Source organism: Pseudomonas sp. 51_B (assembly GCF_017491595.1).
GTDB lineage: Bacteria > Pseudomonadota > Gammaproteobacteria > Pseudomonadales > Pseudomonadaceae > Aquipseudomonas > Aquipseudomonas promysalinigenes.
Genome location: NZ_JAFGYW010000020.1, coordinates 43,562 through 55,677, shown reverse-complemented (window position 1 = coordinate 55,677; position 12,116 = coordinate 43,562). Strand labels below are relative to the sequence as shown.

The window sequence follows — 12,116 nt, the reverse complement described above, 5'->3', positions numbered from 1 at the left end:
CACAGGCGCTGAAACACCACCGCCGAACACCAGGCAATTACTTACCTGTCCACTCCTCCACACGCTCAGGGTGCTTGGCCACCCAATCCTTGGCGGCAGCATCAGGCTTGGCACCTTCCTGGATGGCCAGCATCACTTCGCCGATCTCATCCTTGGACTGCCAGCTGAATTTCTTCAGAAATTCTGCAACTTCCGGCGCCTTGGTCGCCAGTTCCTTGCTGCCGATGCTGTTGACCGTCTCAGACGCGCCATACACGCCCTTCGGGTCTTCTAGGAACTTCAGTTTCCACTTGGCGAACATCCAGTGCGGCACCCAACCGGTAACTGCAATCGGCTGCTGCTTGGCATAGGCGCGGCCCAGCTCGGCGGTCATCGCCGCACCAGAGCTGGCCTGCAGCTTGTAGCCAGTGAGGTCGTAATCCTTGATAGCCTGCTCGGTCTTGATCATCACCCCGGAGCCTGCATCGATACCGACGATCTTCTGCTTGAAGCCCTTGTCGTTCTTGAGGTCAGCAATGCTGACGTCCTTGACGTACTCAGGGACGATCAGGCCAATCTTGGCATCCTTGAAGTTCGGGCCGTAATCGACCACGTTGTCTTTGTTCTTGGCCCAGTATTCACCATGGGTGACCGGCAGCCAGGCCGAGAGCATGGCGTCGAGCTTGCCAGTGGCTACACCCTGCCACATGATGCCGGTGGCCACGGCCTGCAGCTTCACGTCGTAGCCGAGTTTCTGCTTGATCACTTCTGCGGCCACGTTGGTGGTCGCCACACTGTCAGCCCAACCATCCACGTAACCAATGCTTACTTCTTTGGCCATGGCCTGTGCAGCGCTCATGGCCAATACCAGGGCGCTACCCACACCCAGGAAACGGCGCATTATTGTAAAAGTAGCCATCAAAGCATCCCTCGTCAGGTCTTGGAGATTGCATCATCTTCCTGCAACAAAGCCGGACCTGCTCCCACTGCGACCTGTAACTGCCCCATATGCGACAGCACTGTGCCATTAGCGGCATAGAGTGACACGGCCCTGCGCGATCCTTGCATGCCAAAGCTTTGGCGCCGGGCTATCATCCTACGTTTTGCGCCTGATGATGGACCGCCCGATGCCCGTTGCTTCCCGCCTGCTGTGGCCGCTCTACCTGCTCGCTTGCCTGCTCGCCCTGCTTGGCCTTGGAGGGCTCTGGTATGGGCTGGGCAAGCCTGTGCTGCTGCCTGATGCGGCAAGCCCTACCCACAAACTGCAATGCGCGTCCTACACCCCGTTCGACAAGGACCAGTCGCCCTTCGACCAGCCTTTTCGCCTGCGCCCGGCGCGGATGGATGCCGACCTGGCGCTGCTGGCCGAGCGCTTTCGGTGCATCCGCACCTACTCGATGACCGGTCTTGAGGCAATCCCGGCGCTTGCTCGCAAGCATGGGCTGAAAGTGATGCTCGGGGCCTGGGTCAACGCCAACCCTGGCGACACCGACAAAGAGGTGAACGCGCTGATCAGCGCCGCCAATGCCAACCCGGATGTGGTCAGCGCAGTGATCGTGGGCAACGAGACGCTGCTACGCAAGGAAGTCACTGGCGAGCGTCTGGCCGCATTGATCGAGCGGGTAAAAAGCCAGGTCAAGGTACCAGTCACCTATGCCGATGTCTGGGAGTTCTGGCTGCAGCACCCGCAGGTAGCCCCGGCGGTAGACTTTTTGACCATTCACCTGTTGCCGTACTGGGAAGATGACCCCCGCGGTATCGACGATGCCCTTGCCCATGTTGCCGAGGTGCGGCAGGTTTTCGGCCAGCGCTTTGCGCCTAAAGACATTTTCATCGGCGAAACCGGCTGGCCCAGCGAAGGCCGCCAGCGCGAGACTGCCGTGCCGAGCCGGGTCAACGAGGCGCGCTTCATCCGTGGCTTCGTGAACATGGCCGAAGCCAATGGCTGGCACTACAACCTGATCGAAGCATTCGACCAGCCGTGGAAGCGTGCCAGCGAGGGCGCGGTGGGCGGCTATTGGGGGCTGTTCGATGCCGACCGGCAGGACAAGGGAGTGCTCGAGGGGCCGGTCAGCAATCTGCCGAACTGGCCGCAGTGGCTGCTGGCGAGCGGGTTGCTGGCAGCGCTGGCGTTGCTGATCGCAGGGCGCCCCGCTACTGCGCAGGCCGCCTTGCTGCTACCGCTGCTGGCAGGCGTAGGCGCGGGCTGCCTGGGGTTGTGGGGCGAGCTGATGCGCACCCATGCACGGTTCGCCGGGGAATGGGTTTGGGCAGTGCTGCTGGCTGCGTTGAACCTGGTGGTGCTGGCCCATGCAGTGCTGGCGCTGGCACGGCGCAGCGGATGGCGTGAACGGCTGTTCGCCTGGCTACAGGCACGGGCTGGCTGGCTGTTGCTGGCTGCCGGGTTCGCGGCGGCGGTGAGCATGCTGGCAATGGTGTTCGACCCGCGTTACCGCAGCTTCCCCACCGCAGCCTTGACGCTGCCGGCGCTGGTTTACCTATTCAGGCCGGTGCCTGTACGGCGAGCGGAAGTGGCGTTGCTGGCCTTCATCATTGGGGCTGGGGTGCTACCGCAACTGTATCGAGAAGGGCTGCAGAACCAGCAAGCCTGGGGTTGGGCGGTGGTCAGTGTATTGATGACAGCAGCCCTGTGGCGCTGCTTGCGTCTGCGCCAAGCTTGAGAAGGGGCTGGCGTCTTAGGGCGGGGTAGCACCGGCAACATACAGGCGTTTACCTGACCAACCGCAACCCCGCCAGCACCACAGCGAACACTGCAATGCTGGCGGTGTACAGCACCAATGCCGGTATCGCGAACACCAATGCCAGCACGGCCAGCCACCACCCGGCACGCCCGGCTACGAACTGGGCCACCAACGCCAGCCCTATCCCGCTCCACGCCAGCACCTGAAAGTGAATGGTCAAGCCAAGCAAGGCGCGCACCTGGCACTGCCAGTGGTCGCCTGGCCCGGCGCATAGGCCTACCCACTGCCCCGCTTCCATCAACTGGTAGCGCACGCCATAACTGGCGCTGAGCCAAAGGGCCAGAAACATTAGCGTTAGAGCGGCCGGCAGCGCTCGAGGCATGCTGTTCTCCAATACCCGTAATCGAAACCGTGAATGATCGCTTAAGACCTGCCTTAAGGCAAAATCGGCGACGCACCACTACATTTGCAGATAACCAGGGCACCAAAGGCCACCGCACTTGGCAACTTTGCCGAGGCCAGTGTGGTCATAGCCTGCGTACTGCACGAGCTTGAATCTTCTGGGGGAATACATGCTTCGATCTTGGCGCCTTGCCGCCCTTCTGGGTGGCCTGCTAATGGCTGCTGCCGCTTCGGCGCGGGATATCGACGCCGCGAGCTACGGCTACCCCTTGACCAACCCATTCGAGGCGACCATCGCCACCACGCCGCCGGAGCAGCGCCCGACCTTGCCCAGCGACGATGACATCGACCAATCGGACTACAGCCTCACCTTGCGCCCGGAACGGGAGTTCACCCTGCCCGACAACTTCTGGGCGGTGAAAAAACTCAAGTATCGACTGGCGCGCCAGAACCACCGAGCGCCGCTGATCTTCCTCATTGCCGGCACCGGTGCGCCGTACTCCAGCACCATCAACGAGTACCTCAAGAAGCTGTTCTACCAGGCCGGTTACCATGTGGTGCAACTGTCGTCGCCGACCAGCTACGACTTCATGAGCGCTGCATCGCGCTTTGCCACCCCCGGAATCAGCCAGGAAGATGCCGAGGACCTGTACCGGGTGATGCAGGCCGTGCGTGCTCAGCATCCGCGCCTGCCGGTCAGTGACTTTTACCTGACAGGCTACAGCCTAGGGGCGCTGGACGCGGCCTTCGTCAGCCGCCTCGACGAAACCCGCCGCAGTTTCAACTTCAAGCGCGTGCTGTTGTTGAACCCGCCCGTGAACCTGTACACCTCGATCAACAACCTCGACAAACTGGTGCAGACCCAAGTCAAGGGCATCAACCGCAGTACCACCTTTTATGAGCTGATGCTGACCAAGCTGACCCGCTACTTCCAGGACAAAGGTTACGTCGACCTCAACGATGCGCTGCTGTATGACTTCCAGCAATCCAAGCAGCATCTGTCCAACGAACAGATGGCCATGCTCATCGGCACCTCGTTCCGCTTCTCGGCAGCTGACATCGCCTTCACCTCCGACTTGATCAACCGCCGCGGTTTGATCATCCCGCCCAAGTACCCGATCACCGAGGGCAGCAGCCTGACGCCCTTCTTCAAGCGGGCCTTGCAATGCGACTTCGATTGCTACATGACCGAACAAGTGATCCCGATGTGGCGCGCCCGCACCGATGGCAACAGCATCCTGCAGCTGGTCAATCAGGTCAGCCTGTACGCGCTCGAAGACTACCTGCACAAGAGCGACAAGATCGCTGTGATGCACAACGCCGACGACCTGATCCTCGGCCCTGGGGACATCGGCTTTTTGCGTAAGGTGTTCGGTGATCGCCTGACCCTATACCCTCATGGCGGCCATTGCGGCAACCTCAATTACCGCGTCAACAGCGACGCCATGCTGGAGTTCTTCCGTGGCTAACAAATTTCTCCTTGCCAGCGCTCTATTGGTAGTCGCGGGTAGTGCCATTGCCGCTGAAACCGCGCCTCGGGCCAGTGTCGTCGAAGCCGATCCGCAAATTGCCGGGCCTGCGCCCCTGGCACCGGAATCCGACGGCTTTCTGGACCCACTGCGCGAGCTGAAATTCAACCCCGGGCTCGACCAGCGCGAGTTCGAACGCTCGACCCTGGAAGCATTGAACGTGTACGACCCACTGGAGTCGGTGAACCGGCGGATCTACCACTTCAACTACCGGCTTGACCAATGGGTGCTGCTGCCGCTGGTCAACGGTTACCAGTACGTCACACCCAGCTTCGTGCGCACCGGGGTAAGCAACTTCTTCAATAATCTGGGCGACGTGCCGAACCTGTTCAACAGCATTTTGCAGCTCAAGGCCAAGCGCTCGGCAGAAATCACCGCGCGGCTGATGTTCAACACCATCATTGGCGTTGGGGGGCTGTGGGACCCGGCAACCAGCATGGGCCTGCCGCGCCAGAGCGAGGACTTTGGTCAGACCCTGGGCTTCTACGGCGTACCGGAAGGGCCCTACTTGATGCTGCCACTGTTCGGCCCATCGAACCTGCGCGACACCGCCGGGCTGGCGGTGGACTACACCGGCGAGCAAGCCATCAACTACTTGAACGTGGCCGATGCCAGCAAGCGCTACCCGGAAATCTTCGCACTGCGCGTGGTGGACAAGCGCTACACCACCAAATTCCGCTACGGGCAGCTCAACTCGCCGTTCGAGTATGAAAAGGTACGCTATGTCTACACCCAGGCGCGCAAGCTGCAGATAGCCGAGTAGCCCACAGGCCGGGCAGGCATGGCGGCGCCAATACCGTCAAAGAGGTCGGCCGGCACAGGCGGCCTCAAAGGCCCAGGAACTGGCGCAACTCACGCTGTTTGGCCAACGCATCGCGCCGCCCCAGTTCGATCAGCTCGCTGCAGTAGCTGGCCTCGAACAGCAAATAACTCAGCACCCCGGCGCCGCTGGTGCGGGTAGCCCCCGGCCCACGCAGAAACAGGCGCAGCGCTGCCGGCAACTCGCTTCGGTGCCGTGCGGCAATCTCATCCAGTGGCTGACTCGGCGCGACCACCAGCACTTCGATCGGTGCCAACCCAAGACGCCGCGCGTCCAGGTGCGCGGGTAAGAGCCGCCCCAGGTGGTTCAGCCGCTGGAGCAGCTCGATATCGTCTTCGAGGCTGTCGATGAAGGTGCTGTTGAGCATGTGCGCGCCGATTTGCGCCAAACTCGGCTGCCGGCCGCTGTACACGCGCGGGCTGGGTAGCGGGGCGGTCGGGCCCTGCGGGTTGCCACTCACGCCAACTACCAGTACCCGGCTGGCCCCTAAGTGCAGGGCTGGGCTGATAGGCGCCGATTGGCGCACTGCACCGTCGCCATAGAATTCCTCTCCTAGCCGCACCGGGGCGAACAGCAGCGGGATCGCAGCACTGGCTAGCAGGTGGTCGAGAGTCAGTGCCGTAGGCACCCCGATGCGGCGGTGTCGCAGCCAGGGCTCGATGGTGCCCCGGCCTTGATAGAAAGTCACAGCCTGCCCACTTTCATAACCAAACGCCGTCACTGCCACAGCCCGCAGTTGCTCGGCAGCGATGGCGTGGCCAATGCCATCAAGGTCCAGGTGTTCAGCCAACAACCCCCGTAACGGGCTGCTGTCGAGCAAGGCCACCGGCACTTGGCTACCAATGCCCAGCAGGTTGTGGCTGACGAAGCGACTGGCCTGGCGTACTACGCCGGGCCAGTCGCTGCGGATCACCAGGTGGCTGCGAAAGTGCTGCCAGAAGCGGGTCAGGCGTTGGACCGCATCGCCAAAGTGAGTGGCGCCGCTGGCCAAGGTGACCGCGTTGATGGCGCCGGCCGAGGTGCCCACGATGACCGGGAACGGGTTACGTGCGCCCGGCGGCAGCAGCTCGGCGATCCCTGCCAGCACACCGACCTGATACGCGGCACGGGCGCCGCCGCCAGAAAGAATCAGGCCAGTGGTTGAGGTCATCGATGCCTTCCTGGATCAGTTGGTTTCAGGCCCCCGAACAGGCTCAGCGCTGTTTTTTGTCATACAGCCGCGGCTCACCCTCGGGCCGCGATTTGAAGCGCCGATGCGCCCACAGGTACTGCTCTGGGCACTCGCGCAGCACCCCTTCGACCCACTGGTTGATGCGCAGGCAATCGGCCTCTTCGCTTTCACCTGGGAACCCCTCGAGCGGTGGGTGGATAACCAGACGATAGCCGCTACCGTCTTCCAGCCGCCGCTGGGTGAACGGAATCACCTGTGCCTTGCCCAACCGGGCGAACTTGCTGGTGGCGGTGACCGTGGCTGCTGGGATACCGAACAGCGGCACGAAGATACTTTGCTTGGTGCCGTAATCCTGGTCCGGCGCGTACCAGATCGCCCGGCCCGAGCGCAGCAACTTGAGCATGCCACGCACGTCATCACGCTCCACCGCCAGCGAATCCTGATTGTGTCGCTCCCGGCCATTGCGCTGGATGAAGTCGAACAGCGGGTTGCCGTGCTCGCGATACATGCCGTCGATGGTATGGGCCTGGCCAAGCAGCGCGGCGCCGATTTCCAGGGTGGTGAAATGCACCGCCATGAGGATGGCGCCCTGCCCGGCCTGCTGCGCAGCCTGCAGGTGCTCGAGCCCCTCGATGTGGGCAAGACGCGCCAGGCGGGCTTTGGGCCACCACCAGCTCATGGCCATTTCGAAGAAGGCGATACCGGTGGATGCGAAATTGGCCTTGAGCAAACGCCGCCGTTCGTCGTCGGACAACGCCGGGAAGCACAGCTCCAGGTTGCGCGCTGCGATTCGCCGGCGCTCGCCAGCCACACGGTACATCAGCGCGCCCAAGGCACTGCCCAGCCATAGCAGGGCACGATAAGGCAACTGCACCACCAGCCACAGCAGACCCAGGCCAAGCCACAGGCCCCAGAAACGCGGGTGCAGAAAATAGGGTCTAAAACGCGGGCGGTCCATTGAAGCTTCCGGTAAGACAAAGGCCGAGCATTCTACATCGGATCGGCACCGGTTGCGGCCAACCGGTCTTATCGCTATAAGTCAGGGCACTTTTTTCGCAACAAGCCGTCTATGCAGACCATGAGCCCAAACCAAACACCCGACACCGCCTCCGTGTTCCAGCTCAAGGGCAGCATGCTCGCCATCACCGTGCTGGAACTGGGGCGCAACGACCTCGAAGCCCTCGACCGCCAGTTGGCGGCAAAGGTGGCACTGGCCCCCAATTTCTTCAGCAATACACCGCTGGTGCTGGCGCTGGACAAGTTGCCGGCCGACGAAGGGGCGATCGACTTGCCCGGGCTGATGCGCATCTGCCGCCACCATGGCCTGCGGACCCTGGCCATCCGCGCCAGCCGCATCGAGGACATCGCCGCAGCGATCGCCATCGACCTGCCGGTGCTGCCGCCGTCCGGCGCCCGTGAGCGGCCGCTGGAACCTGAGCCTGAGGTGAAAAAAGCCGAACCTGCCCCGGCGCCGGCCCCCGAACCCGAGCCGCAGGTACGCCCGACCCGCATCATCACCTCGCCAGTAAGAGGTGGTCAGCAGATCTACGCCCAGGGTGGCGACTTGATCGTCACCGCCTCGGTCAGCCCAGGTGCGGAACTTCTTGCCGATGGCAACATCCATGTGTACGGCGCGATGCGTGGCCGGGCATTGGCTGGCATCAAAGGCAACACCAGGGCACGTATCTTCTGCCAGCAGATGACCGCTGAAATGGTTTCGATCGCCGGCCAGTACAAAGTGTGCGAAGACCTGCGCCGCGACCCGTTGTGGGGCGCTGGCGTGCAAGTCAGCCTGTCCGGTGACGTGTTGAACATCACCCGTCTTTAACGGATACTTGCCGTCATTTTTAGAGCAACTTTTTTAACGGTTGCCATTATTTGCATTTTGCATGGGACATGCGTCCCAACTTATTTAGGGGTGAAACACCTTGGCCAAGATTCTCGTCGTTACTTCCGGCAAAGGGGGTGTGGGCAAGACCACCACCAGCGCCGCCATCGGCACCGGCCTCGCACTGCGCGGCCACAAGACGGTCATCGTCGACTTCGACGTGGGCCTGCGTAACCTCGACCTGATCATGGGCTGCGAGCGCCGCGTAGTGTACGACTTCGTCAACGTGGTCAACGGCGAGGCCAACCTGCAGCAGGCCCTGATCAAGGACAAGCGCCTCGAGAACCTGTTCGTGCTGGCTGCCAGCCAGACCCGCGACAAAGACGCGCTGACCCAGGAAGGCGTGGAAAAAGTGTTGATGGAACTGAAAGAACAGTTCGATTACGTGATCTGCGACTCCCCCGCCGGTATCGAAAAAGGCGCCCACCTGGCGATGTATTTCGCCGACGAAGCCATCGTCGTGACCAACCCTGAAGTTTCTTCGGTACGTGACTCCGATCGTATGCTGGGTATCCTGTCGAGCAAGTCGCGCCGCTCCGAGAACGGCGAAGAGCCGATCAAGGAACACTTGCTGATCACCCGCTACCACCCAGAGCGCGTCGAGAAAGGCGAAATGCTCAGCATCGCCGACGTCGAAGAAATCCTGGCGATCAAACTCAAGGGCGTGATCCCCGAGTCGCAAGCCGTTCTGAAGGCCTCCAACCAGGGTATCCCGGTGATCCTCGACGACCAGAGCGATGCCGGCCAGGCTTACAGCGACACGGTCGACCGCCTCCTGGGCAAAGAGAAACCCCTGCGTTTCATCGAAGTGCCGAAGCAAGGATTCTTCGCGCGCCTGTTTGGAGGCAAATAAACCATGAACCTTTTTGACTTCTTTCGTGGCAGACAGAAACAGTCCAGCGCGTCGGTAGCGAAAGAGCGTCTACAGATCATCGTGGCGCATGAGCGCGGCCAGCGCAGCGAGCCGGACTACCTGCCGGCGCTGCAGAAAGAACTGCTGGAAGTGATCCGCAAGTATGTGAACATCGGCAACGACGATGTGCATATCGAGCTGGAAAACCAAGGCAGCTGCTCGATTCTGGAGCTGAACATCACCTTGCCTGATCGCTGATTTGGCTTGAAGCTGGGGCCGCATTGCCGCCCTTTCGCGACCCAAGGCCGCTCCCACACAGGTTATGCATTGCCCTGTGGGAGCGGCCTTGTGTCGCCAAGGGCGGCAATGCGGCCCCGCTGTTTTTCCCCGATTTGACCGAGACCCTGCAATGCCGCTGTCGAACATCCAGATCCTCCATGAAGACGCCGCCATTCTGGTGATCAACAAGCCAACCCTGCTGTTGTCGGTGCCAGGCCGCGCCGAGGACAACAAGGACTGCCTGATCACTCGCCTGCAGCAAAACGGCTACCCGGACGCGCTGATCGTGCACCGCCTGGACTGGGAAACTTCCGGCATCATCCTGCTGGCGCGAGATGCCGACAGCCACCGCGAGCTGTCGCGACAGTTCCATGACCGCGAAACCGAAAAGGCCTATACCGCATTGTGCTGGGGCCAACCTGCGCTGGACAGCGGCAGCATCGACCTGCCGCTGCGCTACGACCCGCCTACCAAGCCGCGGCATGTCGTCGACCATGAGCAGGGCAAGCATGCGCTGACCTTCTGGCGTGTCGTGGAACGTTACCAGGATCACTGCCGGGTCGAGCTGACGCCGATCACTGGCCGCTCGCATCAGTTGCGCGTGCACATGCTTTCGATCGGCCACCCGCTGCTGGGCGACCGTCTCTACGCCAACCCGCAGGCGCTTGCAGCACATGAACGGCTGTGCCTGCATGCCTCGATGCTGAGCTTCACCCACCCAGTCAGCGGTGAGCGCTTGAAGTTCGAGTGCCCTGCCCCGTTCTGAAGTCAACTGCGTTAAACTCGCGCCACTGCTGTCTGGAGTGAGTTATGCGCGAAGCACTGAATACCGGCCTGATCGAATTCCTCAAGGCCTCCCCGACGCCTTTCCATGCCACCGCCAGCCTGGCCCAGCGCCTGGAGGCGGCCGGCTACCAGCGCCTGGACGAGCGTGACAGCTGGGCCACGGTGCCGGGCGGGCGCTATTACGTTACCCGCAACGACTCCTCGATCATCGCCATCAAGCTGGGCAAGCAGCCAGCGCTGCTCAATGGTATCCGCATGGTAGGCGCGCATACCGACAGCCCGTGCCTGCGGGTCAAGCCGCAGCCTGAGCTGCAACGCCAGGGCTTCCTGCAACTGGGCGTAGAGGTGTATGGCGGTGCGCTGCTGGCGCCGTGGTTCGACCGCGACCTGTCGCTGGCTGGGCGGGTCACCTTCCGCCGCGATGGCAAGGTCGAAAGCCAACTGATCGACTTCAAACTGCCGATAGCCGTCATCCCCAACCTGGCCATTCACCTGAACCGCACCGCCAACGAAGGCTGGCACATCAACCCACAGAACGAACTGCCGCCGATTCTGGCTCAGGTCGCCGGGGACGAACGCATCGACTTTCGCGCCGTGCTCACCGAACAGCTGGCTCGCGAGCACGAGCTCAATGCAGACGTGGTGCTCGATTACGAGCTGAGCTTCTACGACACCCAGGACGCCGCATTGATCGGCCTGCACGGCGACTTCATCGCCGGCGCCCGCCTGGACAACCTGCTGTCATGCTACGCCGGCCTACAGGCCCTGCTGGCGGCAGACAGCGATGAAACCTGTGTGCTGGTGTGCACCGACCATGAAGAAGTCGGCAGCTGCTCGGCCTGCGGCGCCGACGGCCCGATGCTCGAGCAGACCTTGCAGCGCTTGCTGCCGGACGGCGACGCCTATGTCCGTACGATTCAGCGCTCGCTGATGGTTTCGGCCGACAACGCCCACGGCGTGCACCCCAACTACGCCGACAAGCATGACGGCAACCACGGGCCCAAGCTCAATGCCGGCCCGGTGATCAAGGTCAACAACAACCAGCGCTACGCCACCAACAGCGAAACGGCCGGGTTCTTCCGTCACCTGTGCATGGCCGAGGAAGTGCCGGTGCAAAGCTTCGTGGTGCGCAGCGACATGGGCTGTGGTTCGACTATCGGGCCAATCGCAGCCAGCCACCTTGGCGTACGTACTGTGGATATCGGTTTGCCGACCTTCGCCATGCACTCGATCCGCGAACTGTGCGGTAGCCACGACCTGGCTCACTTGGTGAAGGTGTTGAGCGCGTTCTATCGTAGCCGCGAGTTGCCTTGACCCTGCGCAGGGCCCGCTGCAATCGCACCGGCGGGCCCTGTTGGCGAAGGGTCAGGCAAGGCGTCCAGGTTCAGGCGAACTGTGGGAGCCTGCTTGCGTGCTCGAACAATATTCACCAGCCATTCAGACCCTGCTGACACTCAGCCGGTAGGGCCATCTATCGCTCATGCGTCTGGACTATGCTCTAAGTACAGCCACGCGAACGCAGAAGGATTACTGCCATGTCCCCCTTCGTTTCACTATTCGTACCGGTATTTCTGTTTCTGATGCTGCTGACCATTGGCTTCAGCCTGCGCGAGCGCAATGCAGGGGTGGTGATGATGTGGATCGGCACCTTGGGCATCTTCAGCCTCACGTGTTGGACGATCCTGGAGAAACTGCCGGCATAAACCT

13 protein-coding genes are annotated in these 12,116 nt (G+C 62.0%); 9 read left to right on the top strand and 4 right to left on the bottom strand.

The features are described 5' to 3' along the window. Positions 1–37: 37 nt before the first annotated feature. Complete coding sequence (locus J5M56_RS18770) at positions 38–898, bottom strand: glycine betaine ABC transporter substrate-binding protein (RefSeq protein ID WP_186476551.1); 861 nt, start codon at positions 896–898, stop codon at positions 38–40. 196 nt (positions 899–1,094) lie between these two features. On the opposite strand from J5M56_RS18770, the gene J5M56_RS18765 reads away from it, so the two are divergent. After that, complete coding sequence (locus tag J5M56_RS18765) at positions 1,095–2,660, top strand: beta (1-6) glucans synthase (RefSeq protein ID WP_207937534.1); 1,566 nt, start codon at positions 1,095–1,097, stop codon at positions 2,658–2,660. 49 nt (positions 2,661–2,709) lie between these two features. Here J5M56_RS18765 and J5M56_RS18760 read toward each other — a convergent pair whose 3' ends face one another. Continuing rightward, positions 2,710–3,063, bottom strand: coding sequence for a hypothetical protein (locus J5M56_RS18760; RefSeq protein WP_186476550.1), 354 nt, complete (start codon positions 3,061–3,063; stop codon positions 2,710–2,712). Between the two features lie 190 nt (positions 3,064–3,253). Here J5M56_RS18760 and J5M56_RS18755 point away from each other — a divergent pair, with 190 nt between their 5' ends. Together J5M56_RS18755 and J5M56_RS18750 are read left to right on the top strand one after the other, a co-directional pair. Next, on the top strand, positions 3,254–4,552 hold the full coding sequence (locus J5M56_RS18755; RefSeq protein ID WP_207937527.1) for a serine/threonine protein kinase: 1,299 nt from the start codon (positions 3,254–3,256) through the stop codon (positions 4,550–4,552). Beyond that, positions 4,545–5,375, top strand: a complete 831-nt coding sequence (locus J5M56_RS18750; protein WP_186476548.1) for a VacJ family lipoprotein — start codon at positions 4,545–4,547, stop codon at positions 5,373–5,375. The genes J5M56_RS18755 and J5M56_RS18750 overlap by 8 nt, the downstream gene beginning before the upstream one ends. Before the next feature lie 64 nt (positions 5,376–5,439). Here the strand turns inward: J5M56_RS18750 and J5M56_RS18745 are convergent, their stop codons facing one another. Together J5M56_RS18745 and J5M56_RS18740 are read right to left on the bottom strand one after the other, a co-directional pair. Continuing rightward, positions 5,440–6,582, bottom strand: coding sequence for a patatin-like phospholipase family protein (locus tag J5M56_RS18745; protein WP_207937526.1), 1,143 nt, complete (start codon positions 6,580–6,582; stop codon positions 5,440–5,442). Between the two features lie 43 nt (positions 6,583–6,625). Next, on the bottom strand, positions 6,626–7,561 hold the full coding sequence (locus J5M56_RS18740; protein WP_207937525.1) for a lipid A biosynthesis lauroyl acyltransferase: 936 nt from the start codon (positions 7,559–7,561) through the stop codon (positions 6,626–6,628). 111 nt (positions 7,562–7,672) lie between these two features. On the opposite strand from J5M56_RS18740, the gene minC reads away from it, so the two are divergent. The 6 genes from minC to J5M56_RS18710 all read left to right on the top strand — a co-directional run bounded on the left by minC (position 7,673) and on the right by J5M56_RS18710 (position 12,112). Beyond that, the gene (minC, locus tag J5M56_RS18735; protein ID WP_186476545.1) at positions 7,673–8,431 is read left to right on the top strand and encodes a septum site-determining protein MinC; all 759 of its coding nucleotides are present in this window, start codon (positions 7,673–7,675) and stop codon (positions 8,429–8,431) included. A 100-nt stretch (positions 8,432–8,531) separates the two neighbouring features. Continuing rightward, positions 8,532–9,344, top strand: coding sequence for a septum site-determining protein MinD (gene minD, locus J5M56_RS18730; RefSeq protein ID WP_054893840.1), 813 nt, complete (start codon positions 8,532–8,534; stop codon positions 9,342–9,344). A gap of 3 nt (positions 9,345–9,347) precedes the next feature. Continuing rightward, entirely contained in the window at positions 9,348–9,602 is a 255-nt protein-coding gene (gene minE / locus J5M56_RS18725) for a cell division topological specificity factor MinE (protein WP_021782476.1), read from the top strand. 151 nt (positions 9,603–9,753) lie between these two features. Then, positions 9,754–10,389 (top strand): RluA family pseudouridine synthase, encoded by a 636-nt coding sequence (locus J5M56_RS18720; protein ID WP_186476544.1) that lies wholly within the window; start codon positions 9,754–9,756, stop codon positions 10,387–10,389. A 44-nt stretch (positions 10,390–10,433) separates the two neighbouring features. Next, positions 10,434–11,723, top strand: coding sequence for a M18 family aminopeptidase (locus J5M56_RS18715; RefSeq protein WP_060478810.1), 1,290 nt, complete (start codon positions 10,434–10,436; stop codon positions 11,721–11,723). A gap of 221 nt (positions 11,724–11,944) precedes the next feature. Beyond that, complete coding sequence (locus tag J5M56_RS18710; protein ID WP_207937524.1) at positions 11,945–12,112, top strand: hypothetical protein; 168 nt, start codon at positions 11,945–11,947, stop codon at positions 12,110–12,112. Positions 12,113–12,116 lie beyond the last annotated feature (4 nt).

Coding starts and splice junctions, on each gene's coding strand:
- J5M56_RS18770 (WP_186476551.1), bottom strand. CDS start 898: ATGGCTACTTTTACAATAATGCGCCGTTTCCTGGGTGTGGGTAGCGCC.
- J5M56_RS18765 (WP_207937534.1), top strand. CDS start 1,095: ATGGACCGCCCGATGCCCGTTGCTTCCCGCCTGCTGTGGCCGCTCTAC.
- J5M56_RS18760 (WP_186476550.1), bottom strand. CDS start 3,063: ATGCCTCGAGCGCTGCCGGCCGCTCTAACGCTAATGTTTCTGGCCCTT.
- J5M56_RS18755 (WP_207937527.1), top strand. CDS start 3,254: ATGCTTCGATCTTGGCGCCTTGCCGCCCTTCTGGGTGGCCTGCTAATG.
- J5M56_RS18745 (WP_207937526.1), bottom strand. CDS start 6,582: ATGACCTCAACCACTGGCCTGATTCTTTCTGGCGGCGGCGCCCGTGCC.
- J5M56_RS18740 (WP_207937525.1), bottom strand. CDS start 7,561: ATGGACCGCCCGCGTTTTAGACCCTATTTTCTGCACCCGCGTTTCTGG.
- minC (WP_186476545.1), top strand. CDS start 7,673: ATGCAGACCATGAGCCCAAACCAAACACCCGACACCGCCTCCGTGTTC.
- minE (WP_021782476.1), top strand. CDS start 9,348: ATGAACCTTTTTGACTTCTTTCGTGGCAGACAGAAACAGTCCAGCGCG.
- J5M56_RS18720 (WP_186476544.1), top strand. CDS start 9,754: ATGCCGCTGTCGAACATCCAGATCCTCCATGAAGACGCCGCCATTCTG.
- J5M56_RS18715 (WP_060478810.1), top strand. CDS start 10,434: ATGCGCGAAGCACTGAATACCGGCCTGATCGAATTCCTCAAGGCCTCC.
- J5M56_RS18710 (WP_207937524.1), top strand. CDS start 11,945: ATGTCCCCCTTCGTTTCACTATTCGTACCGGTATTTCTGTTTCTGATG.